This is a genomic window from Pseudomonas sp. PDNC002, from assembly GCF_016919445.1.
Classification (GTDB): domain Bacteria; phylum Pseudomonadota; class Gammaproteobacteria; order Pseudomonadales; family Pseudomonadaceae; genus Pseudomonas.
Map to the genome: position 1 here is coordinate 1,767,805 of NZ_CP070356.1, position 20,953 is coordinate 1,788,757.

Consider the following 20,953-nt stretch of genomic DNA (forward strand, 5'->3'; position numbering starts at 1 on the left):
CAGTGTTACCGGCGAGAATCCCCCAGAACTCCAACGGAACCTGGCCATCGCCCTGATCCGCCCCAAATGGTCACTGCCGATTAACCGGAAGCCGGTGTGCCGGCTCTCCCTTTTTTGGATGGCCTGAGGGAAAGGATAGTTCGTTCTCTGATGTGTAAAGGACGAAAGCGCGAGAAGTTACAGATTTTTTGAAGGGGCTAATCCGCCCCTTCCGTAAGGGCTTTCAGTCGGAGCCGCCTGCGCTGGTATCCGCAGGATAGACGCTGCGCCACAGCTCGAAGCCGCCGTCGAGGCTGTAGACCTCGGAGAAGCCCTGCTGAACGAAATAAGCTGCCGCGCTCTGGCTGGAGTTGCCGTGGTAGCAGACCACGACCAGCGGCGCGTCCATGTCCGCCTCGCGGATGAAATCGGCGACCGAATAGTTGTCGATGTGCCGCGAGCCGCTGATATGACCCATCGCATAGCTCTGCGGGTCGCGGATATCGACGACCTGGGCGCCGCTTTCGCGCAGCTGCTGGGCCAGGTCGGGGGCGATGCGCTTGAAGTCGCTCATGGGGTTACCTCGCAAGGCGCGGAGCCTTCAGCCCCGCTGCAATCATTCTGGTTTATCGGCGCAGCTGCAGTGGATGCGCTCGAGGGTATCGACGTTCAGCAGCGTCATGCTGCCGCCCCAGACGCAGCCGGTGTCCAGGGCGAAGAGGCCGGGGACGTCGCACTGGCCTTCCAGCGCGGCCCAGTGGCCGAAGATGATCTTGCGCCCGGCGGCCTTGCGTTCGGCATAGCTGAACCAGGGGGCGTAGCCGGGTGGGGCGGTGTCCAGGCCTTCCTTGGATTTCAGGTCGAGCTTGCCGTCCGGGGTGCAGAAGCGCATGCGCGTGAAGTAGTTGGTAATCACCCGCAGGCGCTCGATACCGTGCAGCTTCTTGTCCCACTTGGCCGGCTCGTTGCCGTACATGCCGTCGAGGAACATCGGCAGCTGGGTATCGTCGCGCAGGGCGGCTTCGACTTCGGCGGCGCGCTGCAAGGACTTCTCAATGGACCATTGCGGCGGGATGCCGGCATGCACCAGGGTGATGTCGCGCTGCGCATCTTGATGGATCAGCGGCATCTGCCGCAGCCATTCGATCAGTTGCGCGCAGTCCGGCGCTTCGACGATCTCGCGCAGGGTGTCGTTCTTCTTCAGGCGCTCGGCGTTGTAGGCCACGGCGATCAGGTGCAGGTCATGGTTGCCCAGCACGCAGACCAGCGACTCGCGCATGCCATAGAGGAAACGCAGGGTTTCCAGCGACGCCGGGCCGCGGTTGACCAGGTCGCCGACCAGCCAGAGCTTGTCCTGGGCCGGGTCGAACTTCACCTGGTCGAGCAGGCACTTGAGCGGCTCCAGGCAGCCCTGCAGGTCGCCGACGGCGTAGGTGGCCATCAGTGCAGCGCCCCCGGTACGGCGAGGCGGAAGGCGGGAATCTCGGCGTCGAAGTGATGGCCGTCGGCGGCGACCATCTGGTAGCTGCCGTGCATGCTGCCGACCTTGGTCGCCATGACGGTGCCGCTGGTGTAGGTGTGGCTGGCGCCTGGCTCGATCAGCGGCTTTTCGCCAACGACGCCGGCGCCGCGCACTTCCTGCACGTGGCCGTCGCCGTCGGTGATGATCCAGTGACGGGTCAGCAGCTTCGCCGCCAGCTCGCCGTGATTGTGGATGGTCACGGTGTAGGCGAACACGTAGCGCCCCTGTTCCGGCTGGGATTGCTCGGGCAGATGGCGGGTGGTGACGCTGACGCTGACCTGATAGCGCGGATCGCTCATGCGGAGGGTCCTTGCGCGGATTCGGGGGTGAGGTCGCTCAGGCGGTTGGCCAGGCGGACGAAGTCGGCGACGTCGAGCTGCTCGGGGCGCAGGGTCGGGTCGACGCCGGCGGCTTCGATTTCTGCCACGTCCATCAGGTTGCGCAGGGTGTTGCGCAGGGTCTTGCGGCGCTGATTGAAGGCTTCGCGGACGATGCGTTCGAGCACGCGATGATCCTTGGCCGGGTGCGGCAGTTCGGTATAGGGCACCAGGCGCACGATCGCCGATTCGACTTTCGGCGGCGGATTGAACGCGCCGGGGCCGACGGTGAACAGGTAATCGACCCGGCAGAAGTACTGCACCATGATCGACAGGCGGCCCCAGTCGCCGTTGCCCGGTTCGGCGGCCAGGCGCTCCACCACTTCCTTCTGCAGCATGAAGTGCATGTCCTGGATGATCGAGGCGTGGTCCAGAAGGTGGAAGATCAGCGGGGTGGAGATGTTGTAGGGCAGGTTGCCGACCACGCGCAGCTTGTCGTCGGTCGCGCCGATCAGGCTGGAGAAGTCGAACTTCATCGCATCGCCCTGGTGCAGGCTGAAGTTGGGCTTGAGGCCGAAACGCCATTTCAGTTGCGGGATCAGGTCCAGGTCCAGCTCGATCACATCGAGCTTCGCGCCGCTGTCCACCAGGCCTTCGGTGAGGGCGCCCTGGCCTGGGCCGATTTCCAGCACATGCTGGCCTTCCTTGGCGGCGATGGCGCGGAGGATCTTGTGAATCACCCCGGCGTCATGCAGGAAGTTCTGGCCAAAGCGTTTGCGGGCGCGGTGCTGGAAGAGTTCGGACATCGAAGGCTCCGGAGAGCAGCCGGGAGCGTGAAACTCCCGGCTGGAGGGCGGAAAAACCATCAGTTTACCAGCCCGGCGCGGCCAGCACGAAGCGCTGGCCGAACGGAGCACCGGGATTCAGCGGCGGGCGGCGCCGGCTTCGGCCATCTGGTAGGCGGTTTCCAGGGCGACCTGCAGGCTGCCACTGTCGATCCGGCCGGTGCCTGCCAGGTCCAGCGCGGTGCCGTGGTCCACGGAGGTGCGGATGATCGGCAGGCCCAGGGTGACGTTCACCGCCGCGCCGAAACCCTTGTACTTGAGCACTGGCAGACCTTGGTCGTGGTACATGGCAAGCACGGCGTCGCAGTGCTCCAGGTGTTTGGGCGTGAACAGTGTGTCGGCGGGCAGCGGGCCGATCAGCTGCATGCCCTCGGTGCGCAGGCGCTCCAGGGTCGGCTCGATCACGTCGATTTCCTCGTGGCCGAGGTGGCCGCCTTCGCCGGCGTGGGGATTCAGGCCGCAGACCAGGATGCGCGGGTTGGCGATGCCGAACTTGTCGCGCAGGTCGGCATGCAGGATGCGCGTGACACGCTCCAGACGGTCGGCGGTGATGGCATCGGCGATCTGCCGTAGCGGCAGGTGGGTGGTCACCAGCGCCACGCGCAGGCCCCGGGTGGCGAGCATCATCACCACTTGGGCGGTGGACGTAAGGTCGGCGAGGAATTCGGTATGGCCGGAGAAGGCGATTCCCGCCTCGTTGATCACGCCCTTGTGTACCGGCGCGGTGATCATCCCGGCAAAGTGCCCGTCCAGGCAGCCCTGGCCGGCGCGGGTCAGGGTTTCCAGGACGTAGGCGGCGTTTGCCTTGTCGAGCTTGCCCGGTTCGACCGGGGCGGCCAGCGGGGTATCCCAGACGTACAGGGTGCCCGCGGCGGACGCGTCGCTCGGCCATTGGCCTGGGCCGACGTCCTGCAGCGTGATGTCGAGCCCCAGCGAGGCGGCGCGTTCGGCCAGGAGTTGGCGGCTGGCGACCGCCACCAGCGGATGAGGTTGCGCCTCGCGGGCGAGCAGCAGGCAGAGGTCGGGGCCGATGCCCGCAGGCTCGCCGGGGGTGAGGGCGAAGAGGTGGGAGGTGCTCATCAGGTGATCTCTAATCAGGCGGTGGAGCGAATGCTCCTACTCTACGACGAAGCCTCGCCATGTCGAAGCTTCGCGCGGGCAAAAAGAAACCCGGCCAAGGCCGGGTTTCTTCGTGAGCGACTCGCGCTGCTTACTGCTTGATCTCGACGTAGGCTTCGTCGCGGATCTGGCGCAGCCAGGCCTGCAGTTCTTCGTCGTACTTGCGTGCGCGAAGGGTCTGGGCAGCCTGCTGTTCGCGGAACTTGTCGCTGCTGTCGGTGGCGCGGCGGCCGAGGACTTCCAGCACGTGCCAGCCGAACGGCGAGCGGAACGGCTTGGTGACCTGGCCTTGCGGCGCATTGTTCATCACCTCGCGGAATTCCGGTACCAGGGATTCCGGGTCGACCCAGTTGAGGTCGCCGCCGTTGAGCTTGGAGCCCGGGTCTTCGGAGAACTTCTTCGCCAGCTCGCTGAAGCTTTCGCCAGCCTGGATGCGTTCGTAGAGTTTCTCGGCCAGGCGCTGGGTTTCCTCTTCGCTACGGATCTCGCTCGGCTTGAGCAGGATGTGGCGGACGTGGACTTCGTCGCGCAGCATCTTGCTGCCGCCGCGCTTCTCTTCCAGCTTGAGGATGATGAAGCCGCCAGGGCCGCGCAGGGGTTCGGTCACGTCACCCACGGCCAGCGAGCCGACCATGGTGTCGAACGGCGAGGGCAGCTGAGCGGCTTTGCGCCAGCCGATTTCGCCGCCTTCCAGGGCGTTGTCGCCAGCGGAGCGAGCGACGGCCATCTGGCTGAAGTCGGCGCCCTGCTTGAGTTGCTGGTACATCTCCTGGGCCTGGCGAGCGGCAGCTTGCACCGTCTCGGGCGAGGCGCTGTCCGGCACCGGAATCACGATGTTGGCCAGGCGATACTCTTCGGAGAGCTGGATCTTGCCGAGGTCGGAGGCGAGGAAGTTCTGCACTTCCTGTTCGCTGACCTGGATGCGCTCCGCCACGCGGCGTTGCCGCACACGGCTGATGACCATCTCGCGGCGCACCTGCTCGCGGGCCTCGTCGTAGGACAGACCGTCGTGGGCGAGGGCGGCGCGGAACTGATCCAGGCTCATGTTGTTGCGCTGGGCAATGGTGCCCATGGCCTGGTTCAGCTCTTCGTCGGTAATGCGCACGCCGGAGCGGTCGCCGATCTGCAGCTGGATGTTCTCGATGATCAGACGCTCCAGCACCTGCTGACTCAGCACGTGTTCAGGCGGCAGTGGTGCACCGCGCTTCTGGATGGTCTGGCGGACTTCACGCAGGCGTTGGTCGAGCTGGCTCTGCATCACCACGTCGTTATCGACGATGGCGACGACACGGTCCAGCGGAACCACTTCGGCGTGCACGACGGAACTTGCCAACAGCGCGCCCAGCATCAGCGGGCGCAGGGCCTTACATAGCATTGTCTTCACGTTGACGATAACCCTGGATACCTTGGTCGAGGAAGCCTTCCACCTGGTTGCCAACCACGCCGCCAAGGCCTTTCAAAATGATTTGCAGGAAGACGCCACGGTCGGCCTTGGACGTCGAGGTTACGAACTCGTCGTCGTCATAGTCGACCCAGTAGCGGTTGATCAGACGCAGTTTCCAGCAGCAGCTGTCGTATTCGAAACCACCGAAGGCTTCCAGCGTGCGGCTGTTGTTGTAGTCGAACTGCCAGCGGCCGATGGCGGCCCACTGCGGCAGTACCGGCCAGATGAACGAGAAGTCATGCTGCTCGATCTTGTACTGTTCGCTGCCGTATTCGAACTGACCGGTGTTCGGGTTGAAGCGCTTGCTGTCCGCACGATAGCGGTAGCCGGCGTTCAACACCTTGCGGGGATCGGCTTCGGGCTGGTAGTGGAACATCAGGTTACCGTTGTCGGTATGGTGAGTGTTCGGGTTCCAGTTGAAGTCCGAGCTGGCGTACCAGTCATGGTTGAAGCGATAGATGCCGGTCAGGGCGTACGGCGAGCGCCAGGTGTCGGCGTCCGGGTTGCTCGCCCCGCTGGCGCGCAGGTCGTTTTCGGTCAGGCCGGGCAGTTGCACGCGGCGATCGCTGAAGTAATAGATCTGGCCGGCGGCGATGTAGGCACGCTCGAAACCGTCGTCTTCGATGAAGCGCGAGCCAAGGCCCAGGGACAGCTGGTTGGCGTCGCCAATGCGGTCCTTGCCGGTGAAGCGGTTTTCACGCCACAGCGAGTCGTAGCTGAAGGTGAACTCGCCGGTGTCGAAGGTCGGCAGGTTGTCCTGGTTCTTGTACGGGACGTACAGGTACATCGCGCGCGGCTCCAGGGTCTGACGGAACTTGGTGCCGCCAAAGGTGGTGTCGCGATCGAAGTACAGGCCGCTGTCCAGCTTGGCCAGCGTCAGCGAGCGATCCGGGCTGCTGTCGTAGGTCAGCCAGGGCTGGTTGTTGGCGATGTACTGCTTGCCTTGGCCGTCCAGATCCAGGTCGTACTTGGTGTACATGGCCTTGACGGTCGGGGTCATGAAGCCCCAGCTGCGGTTCATCGGCAGGCTCACGCCCGGCTCGACATGGAAGCGGTCGCCGTTGGCGCGTGCCAGGCCCTGGATGTTGTTGTCCGGGCGGGGATACAGGGTCGGATCGTCTTCGTTGCGACGATAGAAACCATCGTCCAGGTCGCGATCGAAGCGTACGGCCTCGGTGCTGTAGCTGAAGTTCAGGCCGCCCGGGTTGAACGGCAGCTTGCCGTCCAGGGTGAGCTGCGGCAGGCGGTCATACGGGGTGACGTCGGTCACCGTCGCCAGCTGGTAGGACTGTGCGTTCAGTCGGGCGGTGTAGCTGTCGCCGCGATAGGTCAGGGCGCCTTGCTGGTTGACGTAGGTCGGCGAGCCGATGCCCAGCGAGGTGTCCAGGTCCTGGAAGTAGTAGGGGTCGCTGATGCGGGTGTAGTCCACCTGCGCGAGCCAGCGCGAATCCAGGCCGCTGGTGTTCTTCCAGCCATACAGCCAACGGGTGTCGGTGTATTGCGGGAAGTCCTTGCGGTCGTCGTTCTTGTCGTTCAGGTAGGCCGCGTTGAGTTGGCCTTCGCTGCTGTGGGTCAGGTAGCGGAACTCGCCTTCCATCAGCAGGCCGCGCTTGACCATGTAGTGCGGGTACAACGTGGCGTCGTAGTTGGGCGCCAGGTTGAAGTAGTACGGGGTGGTCAACGTAAAGCCGGTGTCGGTCGACGTCGCGAACGAGGGCGCGAGGAAGCCGGACTGGCGACGATCGTCGATCGGGAAATAGATGTAGGGGGTGTAGAAGACCGGAATGTCTTTCACCCGCAGGGTCGCGTTGGTCGCGGTGCCGAAACCGGTGGCCGGGTTCAGCTTGATGTTGTTGCCCTTGACGACCCAGGCGTTGCTGCTGGGTTCGCAGCGGGTATAGGTACCGTCCTTGAGCTGGATGATCGCGTCTTCCTGGCGCTTGGCGTACAGCGCGCTGCCGCGGATCTGGGCCTGGTGCATGACGTATTCGGCGTTGTCGATCTTCGCTTCGCCGTTGTCCAGCTGCAGCTCGGCGTGGTCGCCGACGATCAGCGCGCCGTTGTCGCGCAGCTTGACGTTGCCGACCAGCTCGCCGCGGTTCTCGGCCTGGTGCAGGTTGGCCTCGTCGGCTTCCACCTGCATGCTGCCCTGACGCAGGACGACATTGCCCGCGAGGGTGGCGATCTGTTTTTCCTGCTCGTAGCGGGAGACTTTCGCCGAGACGTAGGTCGGTGCCTCGTCGTTCGGTGTCTTGTCGTCCATGCCCGGACGCACTGGCTCGATGTAGGCGCCGCTGCAGTACGGGCCGATTTCCGCCTGTTGTGCGGCGGTGAGCTTGTCGCGGGGAATCCAGTCGAGATGGCTGTAGTCGCTGCTGCGGGCTTTCAGGCCACGGCCGCCGGACTCGGTGACCAGTTGCTTTGGCTCATCGGCCGCCGCGCTGGTCGAGCCGCCCGAGGATGTTTCGCCGCTGCTGGTCTTGCTGCCGCCTGCGCTGACGGATGTGGCGCCATGTTGAGGGCGGGGCACATTGCTGGCGCTATTCTGCGAGGAGCAGTCCCAGGCGCCGGACGCGGAGGGCTGGCAGGCGAACTGCTCGCCGGGTGCCGCGGTCACATTGGCGAGCGGCTGGATAGCCAGCAGGCCGCCGGTCACCAGTAAGGGGAATTTTCTACGGAACACGGGGAAATTCACTGCCATCTTGTTAATCCGGGCTTCCTGCAAGCCATCGACCCAAAGTGGGCCGCACGCCTATCGATGGGCTCAAAAAGATGCTGGATAATAAAGCATGACCCGCGCAACGGCTAGGGCCGTGGAGAACCCTGAAAAATGTCTGAGGATGCCCGTTACCAGCAATTGATCCGCTGGTTGGACTTGAGTTTGCCCGCTGTGTTCAACGCGCAAGGCTGGGGCTCCGTGCCCGAGGCCAGCCTGACCGCCGCCAGCAGTGACGCCAGTTTCCGCCGTTATTTCCGTTGGCAGAGTGAAGGCCGCAGCCTGATCGTGATGGACGCGCCGCCGCCGCAGGAAGACTGCCGGCCCTTCATCAAGGTGGCCGGGCTGCTGGCGGAAGCCGGCGTGCACGTGCCGAAAATTCTCGCCGAGGATGTCGAGCAGGGGTTCCTCCTGCTCGACGATCTCGGTCGTCAGACCTATCTGGATGTGCTCACCGCGCAGAACGCCGAGGAGCTCTTCGAGGATGCCCTCGACGCCCTGGTGGCCTTCCAGCAGGTGGAGGTCGCCCAGCGCCTGCCCGCCTATGACGAGGCCCTGCTGCGTCGCGAACTGCAGCTGTTCCCCGACTGGTATGTGCAGCGCCATCTGGGCGTGACCCTGGCGGGCGAGCAGCTTGCCGCCTGGGAGCGCACCTGCGACCTGCTGGTCCGCAGTGCCCTGGAGCAGCCGCGGGTGCTGGTGCACCGCGACTACATGCCGCGCAACCTGATGCTCAGCGAGCCGAACCCCGGCATCCTGGATTTCCAGGACGCGGTGTACGGCCCGGTGACCTACGACGTCACCTGCCTATATAAGGATGCGTTCCTCAGCTGGCCGGAGCCGCGCGTGCATGACGGCCTCACCCGTTACTGGCGCAAGGCCCAGGCGGCGGGCATCCCGCTGCTGGACAGCTTTGAGGCGTTCTTCCGTGCCAGCGACCTGATGGGCGCCCAGCGCCACCTCAAGGTGATCGGCATCTTCGCCCGCATCTGCCACCGCGACGGCAAGCCGCGCTACCTGGGCGACGTACCGCGCTTCTTCCGTTACCTGGAAAACGTCATCGCGCGCCGGCCGGAGCTGGCCGACCTCGCCGCGTTGCTGGCGAGCCTGCCCAATGACGAGACACATCCCGCATGAAGGCCATGATTCTCGCGGCGGGCAAGGGCGAACGCCTGCGCCCGTTGACCTTGCACACGCCCAAGCCGTTGGTCCGGGCCGGCGGCGTACCGCTGATCGAGTACCAGCTGCACGCTCTGCGCCGTGCCGGTTTCGATCAATTGGTGATCAACCATGCGTGGCTCGGCCAGCAGATCGAGGATCACCTCGGTGACGGCCAGGCGTACGGCGTGAACATCCGCTATTCGGCGGAAGGCGAGCCGCTGGAAACCGGCGGGGGCATCTTCAAGGCTCTGCCACTGCTGGGCGACGAGCCCTTCGTCATCGCCAACGGCGATATCTGGACCGATTTCGACTATGCGAGCCTGCAGGGCGGATTGGCCGAGGGTGATCTGGCGCATTTGGTGCTGGTGGACAACCCCGGCCACCACAGCCGCGGTGACTTCTGCCTGCACGACGGCCGGGTCGGCGACTACCGGGAAGGCGAGCCGAGCCTGACCTACAGCGGCATCGCCATTCTCCATCCGGCGCTATTCGATGGCTGCGAGGCCGGGGCGTTCAAGCTGGCGCCGCTGTTGCGCAAGGCGATGGAGTCCGGCCGCGTCAGTGGTGTGCGGCATGGCGGTCGCTGGGTCGATGTGGGCACCCACGAGCGCCTGGCCGATGTCGAACGCCAGTTGGCGGAGCGCTGAGGTGTTCTGGCCGGGCACATTGCTGGGCCTGCTTGCCGGTTGGGCGCTGGCGAGCATTCCGGGGGCGATGCTCGGCGGTCTGCTCGGCCAGGTGCTCGACCGGCGTCTGAAAAAGCGCTCTTGGCGCGGCCTGTTCGAGCAGTTACGTGGCGGGCCGCAGGTGAGCGACCGCGAGCTGTTGTTCCTCCTGCTCGGCCGGCTGGCAAAGAGCCGTGGGCGCGTGGTCGATGCGCACATCCAGCAGGCGCGCACGGAAATGCAGCGCCTGCAGTTGGATGACGCCGCGCGCCGCCAGGCCATCGATGCCTTCGGGCGCGGCAAGGCGGGCGGCGAGTTGCTGGATATCGGCCTGCGCCAGCGCCGTGGCCAGGAAGCGACTGCCGAAGGCTTGCTGCTGGCGTGCTGGCGCATGGCCTGGGCGGTCGGCACGCCGAATGCGGCGCAGAAGAATCTGTTGCTGCAATGGGGCGATGCGCTGGGGCTGGCCCGTGGTCGGGTGCAGGCGATGTCCGCCAGCGCGGAGCCGCCGAAGGTGCCAGTCACGTCGCGCGAGTCCTACACCCAGGCGCTTCGCCTGCTGGGGGTGACGGTGGACAGCCAGCCCGATGAGATCAAGCGCGCCTACCGCAAACTGATCAGCCAGAACCACCCGGACAAGCTGGAAGGCATGGGGGCCAGCCTGGAGCGCATCGCCGCGGCCACCAGCAAGACCCGCGAGATCCAGGCCGCCTATCTGCTGATTCGTCAGCGTCGCGGCTTCCGCTAATGCGGCTGGATCAAGGCTGTTCGATCGGCTCCAGGTGCATCGACAGCCAACCGCGGATTCGCCGGTAGAGCTGTTCCTGTTCGGTGCCAAGATCGCCGGGCAGGGCGTTCATGCCGATCTGCACGTAGTTCGGCGCCTTCTGCCGCTTGCTCGCCTGCAGGCGGCGCTTCGCCGCGTCCACGTCGGTGGCCTTGTCCTTGTAGTAGAAGTCGCCGGTGGCGAGATTCAGCAGCGGCACGGTTTCTTCCAGTGACGGCTTGAAGTCGCGCGGCATTTCAGCGGCAACCAGCAGCAGGTTCTTGATGTCCGCGGGGGCGCGCTCGCCGAGATAGCGTGTTGCCCAATAGGCCCCCGTGCCGTGACCGAGCAGGACGATGGTCTTTGGCTTGTGCTGCTGGGCCAGTTCGACGGCGGCCTGGATGCGGGCGAGCACGCGTTCGGCATGGGCCTTGCGCAGTTCCACCGGGTCGGTGGGCGGCGGTGGCGCTTGCGGGCTGGCCTGGGCGGGCTCGCCGCTGCCCGTTTCGGCGGTCGTTTCGGGCGCCGGCGTGGCACTGCCTTCGCTGCCTTTCACTTCCGGTTTGCTGGCGCTGTCGGTGGCAGACGCGTCGGTATCGGCGCTGGCCTTGTCCGGCGACTCTTTCGGTCGTGGGATGGGCGCGGTGCTTTGCGGGTCAGGCAGGGTGACCGACAGTGTCTGCCAGCCCACGTCGGGCAGCTTGCGGCGCAGCGGACCGACCGCCACAGGCCAGTCGGCGCTTTCGCCATCGCCGGGGATGAGGATCACCGCCCCTTCGGCGTTGGCGGTATTGGACGGCAACCAGAGGGCAAGGAAGGTTTCATCACCCACCTTCAGCATCTGCCGTTCGTTTTCCGGCAACTGCCGCTCCAGGCCGATGGATTCATCCTGGCTGCGCTCGTTCACCGACGGGCGTACCACGGGGGCAGCCGCCGGCTTGTCCGAGGCGGCGGGCTTGGCGTCTTCGGCCCAGCTCGTGGTCAGCGGCGAGAGGCCCAGCGACAGGCACAGGGCGAGGAGGGTCGGGCGAGGCAGATGCGGCATCGGCGATATCCATGTCTTGGCGGGCGCGGGAGCGGCCAGCCTAGCGGCTTGTCTTAGCTTTGTCAGGCAGCGGCGTGCCGGGTTCAACCAAGCTTGCGGTAAGGTATGCCGGCTATCCGTTGACCCGAGTGAAATCCATGGTGCTGTCGGCATGAGTCGTCTGTTCTGGAAAGCCTGCCTGGCCTGGCTCTGTTTGCTGCCGTTGCTGGCCGTGGCGGAATCCGCCGCGCCGCCCCTGGTGCTGGACGAGGCCCAGCAGGCCTGGCTCGCCGAGCACCCGCAGTTGCGCGCCGGTGCCGTGCTGGAAGCGCCATACGTGCAGCAGGACCGTCGCCTGCAGCAGCTCTCCGGGGCCAACGTCGAATTGCTCGAGTGGCTGGCCAAGTCCCTGCATGTCAGCCTGGTCTGGCGAACCTATCCCGACCAGGCGGCGCTGGAACGTGCGGTGCGCCAAGGTGAAATCGACCTCGCACCCGGTGTCAGCCAGACGCCTGCGACCCTGCGCGACTGGCTGTTTTCCGATCCTTACCTGCGCGTGCCGCGCCTGGTGGTGGGCGACCGCCGCAGCGGCACGTCGATCGAGCTGGATTCCCTGGGTGGCGGCGAATCCGTTGCGGTGCGCGGCCCCGGCCCGGTGGTGGATTACTTGCGCGGCACCTATTCGGGGCTTGCGTTGCAGATCGTCGACAGCGACCGCGAAGTGCTGCGCAAGGTGCTCGGCCGCGAAGCGAACTACGCGGTGATCGATGAAGCGCAGCTGGCGCGCCTGACCAAGGAGACGGAGTTCAGCGGCCTGTCGGTGGTGGCCGATATCGGTTATCCGCAACTGCTGCGTGTCGCCACCCGGCGTGGCCAGCCGGAGCTGGCCGGCATCATCGATGTGGCCCTGCGTGCGGTGCCGGCGAAGGATCTCGACCAACTGCACGAACGCTGGCTGCAGCCGACTTACCCGCGTCTGGGATCGTCGCCCGGCTTCTGGCAGAACCTCTGCATCCTGCTTGGCCTGCTCCTGTCCTTTGCCGTTGCCGCGCTGCTGTTGCTGCGTCGCCAGCATCGCGCGCTGGAGTCGCGTCTGCTGGCGGCGCGGCGCGACATCGAATTGCGCCAGGCTGCCGAACAGGCGCTGCGCCTGACCCAGTTCGCCATCGACAGCAGCACTGTTGGCATCCTCTGGGTCAACTGGGACAGCCATGTGCGCTACGCCAATCGCGCCGCCGAGGAGATGCTCGGGTATCTGCCGGGCGCGGTGGTGGATCGGCCGCTGTCGGACTTCGAACCGGCGCTGAACATGGACCGCTGGCTCAACCTCTGGCGCCGCGCGCGCAATGCCGATGAGGCGCCGCTGAGCTTCGAGAGCCGCTGCCTGCGCGCCGACGGCCAGTGGCTGCCGGCGGACGTCTCGTTGAGCTTCCTGCGCTTCGGCGATTCGGAATACCTGCTGGTGTTCCTCACCGACGTCACCGAGCGCCGCCGCGCCCGCGCCGCGCTGGAGGAAAGCGAGGCGCGCCTGCAGGGCATCGCCGCCAACGTACCGGGGCTGGTGTTCCGCCTGGAGCCCAACGCGCCGGACGATGACTCCGACTTCGCCTACATCAGCTTCATCACCGGTGGCAGCGAGACCTCGCTGGGATATTCCCCCGGTTACCTGCGCGAGAGCGGGCTGGGCATCATGGGGCTGGTGCATCCCTCCGAGCGCGAAGGTTACCTGGCCAGCCAGCTGGCAGCCGTGGAAGGCCACTGCAACTGGCTCTGGCAGGGCCGCATCCTCACCCGCAGCAACGAGCCGCGCTGGGTGGACATCAAGGCCACGGTACGGACCCTGGACGATGGTCGTCCGGCCTGGGATGGCGTGGTCTGGGATGTCACCGAGCACAAGCACATCGAGCAGGAATTGCAGGATTCCCGCGCGCAATTGCGCGAGTTGTCCGCGCACCTGGAAAGTGTGCGGGAGGAGGAGAAGGCACGGATCGCCCGCGAAGTGCACGATGAACTGGGCCAGGTGCTCACCGTGCTCAAGCTGGAAACCTCGATGTGCGAGCTGGGCTATGGCGAGATGGACCCCGGCCTGCGCGAGCGCCTGGACAACATGAAGCGGTTGATCGCCCAGTTGTTCCAGCTGGTGCGCGATGTCGCCACCGCGCTGCGACCGCCGATCCTCGATGCCGGCATCGGCTCGGCATTGGAGTGGCAGGCCCGGCGCTTCGAGGCGCGCACGCAGATTCCCTGCCTGGTGGAGGTGCCGGAGAACCCGCCGGAGCTGGCGGATGCCAAGGCCATCGGCCTGTTCCGCATCCTCCAGGAGGCGCTCACCAATGTGATGCGCCATGCCCAGGCGCATACTGTGGAACTGCAGCTGAGCGTCGAGGGCAGCGAGCTGTGCCTGCGCATCGCCGATGACGGCGTGGGCTTCGATCCGAGCGCTACGCGTCAGGGCGCTTCCTTTGGCCTGGTGGGCATGCGCGAGCGGGTGTTGATGTTCGGCGGCACCCTGCAGATCGACAGCCAGCCCGGGGAGGGCACCACGCTGTGGATCCGGGTGCCTCTGCGCTCCCGAAGCGCCTAACCGGGCGACAACGGCATCGGCATCGATAACGACAATGACAATGACAATGACAATGACAAGTGCGGGGCGGGAGGAATGGCGGTGATTCGAGTGCTGGTGGCGGAAGACCATACGATCGTGCGCGAGGGCATCAAGCAGCTGATCGGCCTGGCCAAGGACCTGCAGGTGGTGGGCGAGGCCACCAACGGTGAGCAGTTGCTCGAAACCCTGCGCCAGACACCCTGCGAAGTGGTTCTGCTGGATATCTCCATGCCCGGTGTCAACGGCCTGGAAGCCATTCCGCGCATCCGCGCACTGAACAATCCGCCGGCAATTTTGATGCTGTCCATGCACGATGAAGTGCAGATGGTCGCCCGTGCGCTGAAGGTCGGCGCGGCGGGCTATGCCACCAAGGACAGCGACCCGGCGCTGCTGCTCACGGCGATCCGCAAGGTGGCCAGCGGCGGTCGCTACATCGACCCGGACCTGGCCGACCGAATGGTCTTCGAAGTCGGCCTCACCGATTCGCGGCCGCCCCACGCCTTGCTCTCCGAGCGTGAGTTCTCTGTGTTCGAGCGCCTGGTGCATGGCGAGGGCGTCAACGAGATCGCCCAGCAACTGGCGGTCAGCAGCAAGACCATCAGCACCCACAAGGCGCGGCTGATGCAGAAGCTCAATGCCAATTCCGTGGCCGACCTGGTGCGCTACGCCATGGAGCACAAGCTCGTCTGACCGACCCGTGCCGCTGGTTTGATCTGCGGCAGATGGCTCGCTGAATTTTCCCTTCACTCTGTGCGACGTGTCCGATTTCTGTAACAAACCGTCTATCTAGCGGGCGTGAGGCAGGGAATGATTGCCCGCTTCATGCGGTACGTCGTGATAACAAGGAGAAGAAGATGTTGCGAGCGGTAAGGGGAGGGCTGCTGTTCGGCCTGCTGGGGAGCGCTGCGATGCCGGCGCTGGCGGACTACGTCACGGTGATTTCCTTCGGTGGCGCGAACAAGGAAGCCCAGGAGGCGGCCTTCTACAAACCGTTCAAGGAAGTGACCGGCAACGCCGTCGTGCATGGCTCCTACAACGGCGACCTGGCCAAGCTCAAGCGCATGGTGGAAATCAGCCATGTGTCCTGGGATGTGGTGGAGGTCGAGGCCCCGGAACTCGCTCGTGGCTGCGAGGAAGGGCTGTTCATGAAGCTCGACCCCAAGACGCTGACCAATGTCGCCGACTTCGTCCCGGGCGCCGTGCAGCCGTGCGGCGTCGGTATCTTCGTCTGGACCACGCTGCTGGCCTACAACCAGAGCAAGCTGCAGGGCACGCCCAGCAGTTGGGCGGATTTCTGGGACACCAGGAAATTCCCAGGCAAGCGCGGCCTGCGCTGGGGCGCCAAGTACAGCCTGGAATTCGCCCTGATGGCCGACGGCGTTGCGCCCAAGGACGTCTACAAGGTGCTGTCCACCAACGACGGTGTCGATCGCGCTTTCCGCAAGCTCGACGAACTCAAGCCGAACATCAACTGGTGGAAGTCCGGGCAGGACCCGGTACGCGATCTCGCCGACGGCACCGTGGTGATGAGCTCCGCCTACAACGGCCGCATTGCCGCCGCGCAGGGCGAGCAGAAGGGCTTCCGCATGGTCTGGGCCGGCGGCATCTACGACTTCGATTTCTGGGCACTGCCCTCGGGCGTGTTCAAGAAGGAGCTGGCCGAACAGTTCGTCAACTTCGCCAGCCAGCCGACGCAGCAGAAAGCCTTCGCCGAGAACATCGCCTACGGCCCGACCAACCGCAAGGCCGTGGAGCTGCTGGCGCCGGACGTGGCCGCCAACCTGCCCACCGCGCCGCAGAACATCGCCAATGCCGTGGGCATGGATGTAGCGTTCTGGACCGAGCACGGCGACGCGCTGGAGAAGCGCTTCCAGGTCTGGGTCAAGCGCTGAGGCGGTCTGCCAGGCCCCCTACCGCACGGTGGGCCTGGCATTTCAGTTCGGCCTCTTTTTGTAGGGCGAGCCCTACAAAGCATCCTCTCTAAGCCTTATAGCAATCTCTCATACCGCCCGATTTGCGCGTAGGTGTTGCTTCTCTAGTCTTGAGATCAACGGCATTTACAAAAAAACAAAGGTGCGGTGATGGCCGAGAATCAGGCAAACGATGTGCTGGTGAGTTTCCGTGGCGTGCAGAAGAGCTACGACGGCGAATCCCTCATCGTGAAGGACCTCAATCTGGACATTCGCAAAGGCGAATTCCTGACACTGCTGGGGCCGTCCGGTTCCGGCAAGACCACCAGCCTGATGATGCTGGCCGGTTTCGAAACTCCGACCGCCGGTGAAATCCAGCTCGCCGGCCGCGCCATCAACAACGTCCCCCCGCACAAGCGCGACATCGGCATGGTGTTCCAGAACTATGCCCTGTTCCCGCACATGACGGTGGCCGAGAACCTGGCCTTCCCGCTCTCCGTGCGCGGCATGAGCAAGACCGATGTGAGCGAGCGGGTAAAGCGCGCGCTGTCGATGGTCCAGCTCGACTCCTTCTCCGGTCGTTATCCCGCCCAGCTCTCCGGTGGCCAGCAACAGCGTGTGGCCCTGGCCCGCGCGCTGGTCTTCGAGCCGCAACTGGTGCTGATGGACGAACCTCTGGGTGCGCTGGATAAACAGCTGCGTGAACACATGCAGATGGAGATCAAGCACATCCACCAGCGCCTGGGCGTCACCGTGGTCTACGTGACCCACGACCAGGGCGAAGCGCTGACCATGTCCGACCGCGTGGCGGTGTTCCACCAGGGCGAGATCCAGCAGATCGCCCCGCCGGCCGAGCTCTACGAGCACCCGCGCAACTCCTTCGTCGCCAACTTCATCGGCGAGAACAACCGCATTGCCGGCCAACTCCAGGCCCGCGATGGCGATCGCTGCACCGTGGGCCTGGCCCGTGGCGAGAAGGTCGAGGCGCTGGCGGTCAACGTCGGCAACGTCGGTGACACCGTCAGCCTGTCGATCCGCCCTGAGCGCGTGCGCCTCAACGGCCACAGCGAAAACTGCGTGAACCGCTTCTCCGGCCGCGTCGCCGAGTTCATCTACCTGGGTGACCACGTGCGCATCCGCCTGGAGGTCTGCGGCCGTACCGATTTCTTCGTCAAACAGCCGATCGCCGAGCTCGACCCCGCGCTCAGTGTTGGCGACGTGGTTCCGCTGGGCTGGGAAGTCGAGCACGTCCGCGCGCTCGATCCACTGTCCGCGGCGTAACGAAAGCGGACCGGCCACTCCCGGACGCATCCAAGAAAAACAAACTGCACACTGTGGAGACAACAATAATGTCGAAGTCCTTGAAAGCATCGGGGCTCAAACTCGCAGCGCTGACTCTGGGCGTGGCCTTTGCAGCCCAGTCCATGGCCGCCACCGACCTGACCGTGGTGTCCTTCGGCGGCGCCAACAAGAACGCCCAGGTGAAGGCGTTCTACGAGCCCTACGAAAAGTCCACTGGCAACAAGATCGTCGCCGGCGAATACAACGGCGAGATGGCCAAGGTGAAGGCCATGGTCGACACCAACAGCGTCTCCTGGGACCTGGTGGAAGTCGAATCGCCGGAACTGGCCCGCGGCTGTGACGAAGGCCTGTTCGAAGAGATCGACCCGGCCATCCTCGGCAAGGCCGAAGACTACGTGCCGGGCGCCGTCAGCAACTGCGGCGTCGGCTTCTTCGTCTGGTCCACCGTGCTGGCCTACAACGCCGACAAGCTGAAGACCGCTCCGACCAGCTGGGCCGATTTCTGGGATACCAAGCAGTTCCCGGGCAAGCGCGGCCTGCGCAAGGGCGCCAAGTACACCCTGGAATTCGCCCTGATGGCCGACGGCGTCGCGCCCAAGGACGTCTACAAGGTGCTGGCCACCAAGGAAGGCCAGGACCGCGCCTTCAAGAAACTCGACCAGATCAAGCCGAGCATCCAGTGGTGGGAAGCCGGCGCCCAGCCGCCGCAGTACCTCGCCTCCGGTGACGTGGTCATGAGCTCCGCCTACAACGGCCGCATCGCCGCCGTGCAGAAAGAGAGCAACCTGAAGATCGTCTGGAACGGCGGCATCTACGACTTCGACGCCTGGGCCATCCCGAAAGGCGCCAAGAAGAAGGACGAGAGCCTCAAGTTCATCGCCTTCTCGGTCCAGCCCGAGCAGCAGAAGACCTACTCCGAGAACATCGCCTACGGCCCGGTCAACAAGAACGCCGTACCGCTGCTGAGCAAGGACCTGCTGAAAGACATGCCGACCACCCCGGAAAACATGCAGGGCCAGGTGGGCATGGACGTGACCTTCTGGGCTGACTACGGCGAGCAGCTGGAACAGCGCTTCAACGCCTGGGCTGCCAAGTAAGAGTCGCCGGCAAAACTGTTCTGGCGTTGTTGCCTGGCCTTGCCGTACTGACAGGTACTGTCTGCGGCCAGGCGCCTAGCCAGAACCGCTTCGCTCAGTTTTGTCGACGACTCGCGTAACGTCCCCACCGTCGCGGCTGCCCGAGCCGCGATGGACCGGAACCGCCGTTCCCCCTCGCGGCGGTTCCTCCTGACACCACACCTTGGCCGCTCCCGGGCGGCCCGTTTTACCGGAGTTCGCTATGGCCACCGCTGTGTCTTTGAACGAGGTCGCCGGCCCCACCCTCAAGCAGCGCCTTGCGCGCGCGGAGCGGATGAACCGTCTGAAGTCCCAGGCGCTGGTGCTGCCCCTGCTGGTCTTCCTGCTGCTGACCTTCCTGGTGCCCATCGCGGCGCTGCTCTACAAGAGCGTGAACAACCCCGAGGTCGTCGGCGCGCTGCCGCTGACCGTTAACGCCATCTCCGATTGGGACGGCAAATCGCTGCCCGCGGATGCGGTGTACAAGGCGCTGAGCGACGACCTGGTCGCCGCGCGCAAGAACCAGACCATCGGTGACCTCTCCAAGCGCCTGAACATGGAACTGGCCGGCTATCGCAGTCTGCTGTCCAAGACCGCCCGCGCATTGCCGTTCAAGGAGCAGCCGGCGTCGTACAAGGACGCGATGGAAGCCCTCGACGAGCGCTGGGGCGACCCGGCCTACTGGCAGGCGATCCGCCGCAACGCCAGCTCCGTCACTCCTTATTACCTGCTGGCGGCACTCGATCACCGCATCGACGACCTGGGCGAGATCGCCCGCGCCACGCCTGACCAGTCGATCTACCTGGACATCTTCGCCCGGACCTTCTGGATGGGCGCGGTGATCACCCTGATCTGCCTGGCGCTGGCCTACCCGCTGGCCTACCTGCTGGCGATCCTGCCGACCCGCAAATCCAACCTGCTGATGATCATGGTGCTGCTGCCGTTCTGGACCTCGATCCTGGTGCGTGTCGCCGCGTGGATCGTGCTGTTGCAGTCGGGCGGCCTGATCAACGGCGCGCTACTGAAGATGGGCCTGATCGACCAGCCGCTGCAGCTCGTGTTCAACCGCACCGGCGTGTACATCTCCATGGTCCACATCATGCTGCCGTTCATGATCCTGCCGATCTACAGCGTGATGAAGGGCATTTCCCCCAGCTACATGCGTGCGGCGATTTCCCTGGGCTGCCACCCGTTCGCCAGCTTCTGGAAGGTCTACTTCCCGCAGACCGTGGCCGGTGTCGGCGCCGGTTGCCTGCTGGTGTTCATCCTGTCGATCGGCTACTACATCACCCCGGCGCTGCTGGGCAGCCCGAACGACCAGATGGTCAGCTACTTCGTCGCCTTCTACACCAACACCACCATCAACTGGGGCATGGCCACGGCCCTGGGCGGCCTGCTGCTGTTCGCCACCCTGGTGCTCTACGTGATCTATGGCTGGCTGGTGGGCGCGAGCCGCCTGCGCCTGGGCTGAGGAGAATAAGAAGATGCTGAGTCCCTACATGTCCCCGGTCGAGCGCGTGTGGTTCTACACCCTGCGCATCCTCTGCGGCCTGATCTTGCTGTTCCTGGTGCTGCCGGTGCTGGTCATCGTGCCGCTGTCGTTCAACTCCGGCACCTTCCTGGTCTACCCGCTGCAGGGTTTCTCCCTGCGCTGGTACGCCGACTTCTTCAACTCCGCCGAGTGGATGCGTGCGCTGACCAACAGCATCATCGTCGCCCCGGCGGCCACCGTGCTGGCGATGGTCTTCGGCACCCTGGCGTCGATCGGCCTGACCCGCGGCGAGTTCCGCGGCAAGGCGCTGATCATGAGCCTGGTGATCTCGCCGATGGTCGTGCCGGTGGTGATCATCGGCGTGGCGAGCTACCTGTTCTTCGCGCCGCTGGGCCTGGGCAACAGCTACATCTCGCTGATCATCGTCCACGCGGTGCTCGGTGTGCCGTTCGTGATCATCACCGTGTCGGCCACCCTGCAGGGCTTCAACTACAACCTGGTGCGCGCCGCCGCCAGCCTGGGCGCGCCGCCGGTGCTGACCTTCTTCAAGGTCACCCTGCCGCTGATCGCTCCGGGCGTGATTTCCGGTGCGTTGTTCGCCTTCGCCACGTCCTTCGATGAAGTGGTGGTGACCCTGTTCCTCGCCGGCCCTGAGCAAGCGACGTTGCCGCGCCAGATGTTCAGCGGCATCCGCGAGAACCTCAGCCCGACCATTGCCGCCGCGGCGACCCTGCTGATCGGTTTCTCCGTCCTGCTCCTGCTGACCCTCGAGTGGCTGCGCGGCCGCAGCGAGAAACTGCGTACCGCCCCGACTTCCTGAGTTCACAGTGTTTCGCGGACGGTTCCGTCGCCGTGCTCACCCACGGCGGCGGGATCGATCCGCGATCTTTTTTTGCCCTCCGATTTTCCCCGCCAATCTCGCACTTTCCGCTCGACCATCGGTCGAATCCCCCTCGTGCCGCGTGAGCGGC

General features: G+C 65.1%; 18 protein-coding genes. 10 read left to right on the top strand and 8 right to left on the bottom strand.

From position 1 onward, the window contains the following. Positions 1-223 precede the first annotated feature (223 nt). The 7 genes from glpE to JVX91_RS08160 form a co-directional block, all read right to left on the bottom strand. Positions 224-553: a thiosulfate sulfurtransferase GlpE gene (gene glpE, locus JVX91_RS08130; RefSeq protein WP_205338803.1), complete on the bottom strand. Its 330-nt coding sequence runs from the start codon at positions 551-553 to the stop codon at positions 224-226. A 42-nt stretch (positions 554-595) separates the two neighbouring features. Continuing rightward, positions 596-1,420 carry a symmetrical bis(5'-nucleosyl)-tetraphosphatase gene (locus JVX91_RS08135; RefSeq protein ID WP_205338804.1) on the bottom strand — a complete coding sequence of 275 codons (825 nt, stop codon included), beginning with the start codon at positions 1,418-1,420 and terminating at the stop codon, positions 596-598. Beyond that, positions 1,420-1,800, bottom strand: coding sequence for a Co2+/Mg2+ efflux protein ApaG (gene apaG / locus JVX91_RS08140; protein WP_205338805.1), 381 nt, complete (start codon positions 1,798-1,800; stop codon positions 1,420-1,422). The genes JVX91_RS08135 and apaG overlap by 1 nt, the downstream gene beginning before the upstream one ends. Then, positions 1,797-2,624: a 16S rRNA (adenine(1518)-N(6)/adenine(1519)-N(6))-dimethyltransferase RsmA gene (gene rsmA / locus JVX91_RS08145; RefSeq protein WP_205338806.1), complete on the bottom strand. Its 828-nt coding sequence runs from the start codon at positions 2,622-2,624 to the stop codon at positions 1,797-1,799. The genes apaG and rsmA overlap by 4 nt, the downstream gene beginning before the upstream one ends. A 117-nt stretch (positions 2,625-2,741) precedes the next feature. After that, the gene (gene pdxA, locus JVX91_RS08150) at positions 2,742-3,743 is read right to left on the bottom strand and encodes a 4-hydroxythreonine-4-phosphate dehydrogenase PdxA (RefSeq protein ID WP_205338807.1); all 1,002 of its coding nucleotides are present in this window, start codon (positions 3,741-3,743) and stop codon (positions 2,742-2,744) included. A 130-nt stretch (positions 3,744-3,873) separates the two neighbouring features. Continuing rightward, positions 3,874-5,166, bottom strand: coding sequence for a peptidylprolyl isomerase (locus tag JVX91_RS08155; RefSeq protein ID WP_205338808.1), 1,293 nt, complete (start codon positions 5,164-5,166; stop codon positions 3,874-3,876). Further along, positions 5,147-7,927 (bottom strand): LPS-assembly protein LptD, encoded by a 2,781-nt coding sequence (locus tag JVX91_RS08160; protein WP_205338809.1) that lies wholly within the window; start codon positions 7,925-7,927, stop codon positions 5,147-5,149. Before JVX91_RS08160 ends, JVX91_RS08155 begins: the two co-directional genes overlap by 20 nt. Before the next feature lie 129 nt (positions 7,928-8,056). Here JVX91_RS08160 and JVX91_RS08165 point away from each other — a divergent pair, with 129 nt between their 5' ends. From JVX91_RS08165 to JVX91_RS08175, 3 genes are read left to right on the top strand one after another with little or no spacing between them, the layout of a single operon-like run. After that, positions 8,057-9,079 (top strand): phosphotransferase, encoded by a 1,023-nt coding sequence (locus JVX91_RS08165; protein WP_205338810.1) that lies wholly within the window; start codon positions 8,057-8,059, stop codon positions 9,077-9,079. Further along, positions 9,076-9,750 carry an N-acetylmuramate alpha-1-phosphate uridylyltransferase MurU gene (gene murU / locus JVX91_RS08170; protein WP_205338811.1) on the top strand — a complete coding sequence of 225 codons (675 nt, stop codon included), beginning with the start codon at positions 9,076-9,078 and terminating at the stop codon, positions 9,748-9,750. The genes JVX91_RS08165 and murU overlap by 4 nt, the downstream gene beginning before the upstream one ends. A gap of 1 nt (position 9,751) precedes the next feature. Further along, complete coding sequence (locus JVX91_RS08175) at positions 9,752-10,516, top strand: DnaJ domain-containing protein (protein ID WP_205339962.1); 765 nt, start codon at positions 9,752-9,754, stop codon at positions 10,514-10,516. Between the two features lie 10 nt (positions 10,517-10,526). Here JVX91_RS08175 and JVX91_RS08180 read toward each other — a convergent pair whose 3' ends face one another. Then, entirely contained in the window at positions 10,527-11,579 is a 1,053-nt protein-coding gene (locus JVX91_RS08180; protein ID WP_205338812.1) for an alpha/beta hydrolase family protein, read from the bottom strand. 151 nt (positions 11,580-11,730) lie between these two features. On the opposite strand from JVX91_RS08180, the gene JVX91_RS08185 reads away from it, so the two are divergent. The 7 genes from JVX91_RS08185 (at position 11,731) to JVX91_RS08215 (ending at position 20,802) form a co-directional block, all read left to right on the top strand. Further along, entirely contained in the window at positions 11,731-14,142 is a 2,412-nt protein-coding gene (locus JVX91_RS08185; RefSeq protein WP_205338813.1) for a sensor histidine kinase, read from the top strand. A 75-nt stretch (positions 14,143-14,217) separates the two neighbouring features. Next, positions 14,218-14,853: a response regulator transcription factor gene (locus tag JVX91_RS08190; RefSeq protein WP_205338814.1), complete on the top strand. Its 636-nt coding sequence runs from the start codon at positions 14,218-14,220 to the stop codon at positions 14,851-14,853. A 164-nt stretch (positions 14,854-15,017) separates the two neighbouring features. Beyond that, entirely contained in the window at positions 15,018-16,055 is a 1,038-nt protein-coding gene (locus JVX91_RS08195; RefSeq protein WP_205338815.1) for an ABC transporter substrate-binding protein, read from the top strand. Between the two features lie 189 nt (positions 16,056-16,244). Then, positions 16,245-17,354, top strand: a complete 1,110-nt coding sequence (locus JVX91_RS08200; RefSeq protein ID WP_205338816.1) for an ABC transporter ATP-binding protein — start codon at positions 16,245-16,247, stop codon at positions 17,352-17,354. Between the two features lie 68 nt (positions 17,355-17,422). Next, on the top strand, positions 17,423-18,472 hold the full coding sequence (locus JVX91_RS08205) for an ABC transporter substrate-binding protein (RefSeq protein WP_205338817.1): 1,050 nt from the start codon (positions 17,423-17,425) through the stop codon (positions 18,470-18,472). A gap of 241 nt (positions 18,473-18,713) precedes the next feature. Then, positions 18,714-19,961 (top strand): ABC transporter permease, encoded by a 1,248-nt coding sequence (locus tag JVX91_RS08210; RefSeq protein ID WP_205338818.1) that lies wholly within the window; start codon positions 18,714-18,716, stop codon positions 19,959-19,961. A gap of 13 nt (positions 19,962-19,974) precedes the next feature. Then, the gene (locus JVX91_RS08215) at positions 19,975-20,802 is read left to right on the top strand and encodes an ABC transporter permease (RefSeq protein WP_205338819.1); all 828 of its coding nucleotides are present in this window, start codon (positions 19,975-19,977) and stop codon (positions 20,800-20,802) included. The last annotated feature ends 151 nt before the right edge of the window (positions 20,803-20,953 follow it).

Bases quoted from the DNA above. Each gene is read 5' to 3' on its own strand.
- JVX91_RS08215 (WP_205338819.1), top strand. From the start codon at position 19,975: ATGCTGAGTCCCTACATGTCCCCGGTCGAGCGCGTGTGGTTCTACACC.
- JVX91_RS08180 (WP_205338812.1), bottom strand. From the start codon at position 11,579: ATGCCGCATCTGCCTCGCCCGACCCTCCTCGCCCTGTGCCTGTCGCTG.
- JVX91_RS08135 (WP_205338804.1), bottom strand. From the start codon at position 1,420: ATGGCCACCTACGCCGTCGGCGACCTGCAGGGCTGCCTGGAGCCGCTC.
- JVX91_RS08210 (WP_205338818.1), top strand. From the start codon at position 18,714: ATGGCCACCGCTGTGTCTTTGAACGAGGTCGCCGGCCCCACCCTCAAG.
- JVX91_RS08205 (WP_205338817.1), top strand. From the start codon at position 17,423: ATGTCGAAGTCCTTGAAAGCATCGGGGCTCAAACTCGCAGCGCTGACT.
- JVX91_RS08165 (WP_205338810.1), top strand. From the start codon at position 8,057: ATGTCTGAGGATGCCCGTTACCAGCAATTGATCCGCTGGTTGGACTTG.
- rsmA (WP_205338806.1), bottom strand. From the start codon at position 2,624: ATGTCCGAACTCTTCCAGCACCGCGCCCGCAAACGCTTTGGCCAGAAC.
- pdxA (WP_205338807.1), bottom strand. From the start codon at position 3,743: ATGAGCACCTCCCACCTCTTCGCCCTCACCCCCGGCGAGCCTGCGGGC.
- apaG (WP_205338805.1), bottom strand. From the start codon at position 1,800: ATGAGCGATCCGCGCTATCAGGTCAGCGTCAGCGTCACCACCCGCCAT.
- murU (WP_205338811.1), top strand. From the start codon at position 9,076: ATGAAGGCCATGATTCTCGCGGCGGGCAAGGGCGAACGCCTGCGCCCG.
- glpE (WP_205338803.1), bottom strand. From the start codon at position 553: ATGAGCGACTTCAAGCGCATCGCCCCCGACCTGGCCCAGCAGCTGCGC.
- JVX91_RS08160 (WP_205338809.1), bottom strand. From the start codon at position 7,927: ATGGCAGTGAATTTCCCCGTGTTCCGTAGAAAATTCCCCTTACTGGTG.
- JVX91_RS08190 (WP_205338814.1), top strand. From the start codon at position 14,218: ATGGCGGTGATTCGAGTGCTGGTGGCGGAAGACCATACGATCGTGCGC.
- JVX91_RS08195 (WP_205338815.1), top strand. From the start codon at position 15,018: ATGTTGCGAGCGGTAAGGGGAGGGCTGCTGTTCGGCCTGCTGGGGAGC.
- JVX91_RS08185 (WP_205338813.1), top strand. From the start codon at position 11,731: ATGAGTCGTCTGTTCTGGAAAGCCTGCCTGGCCTGGCTCTGTTTGCTG.
- JVX91_RS08200 (WP_205338816.1), top strand. From the start codon at position 16,245: ATGGCCGAGAATCAGGCAAACGATGTGCTGGTGAGTTTCCGTGGCGTG.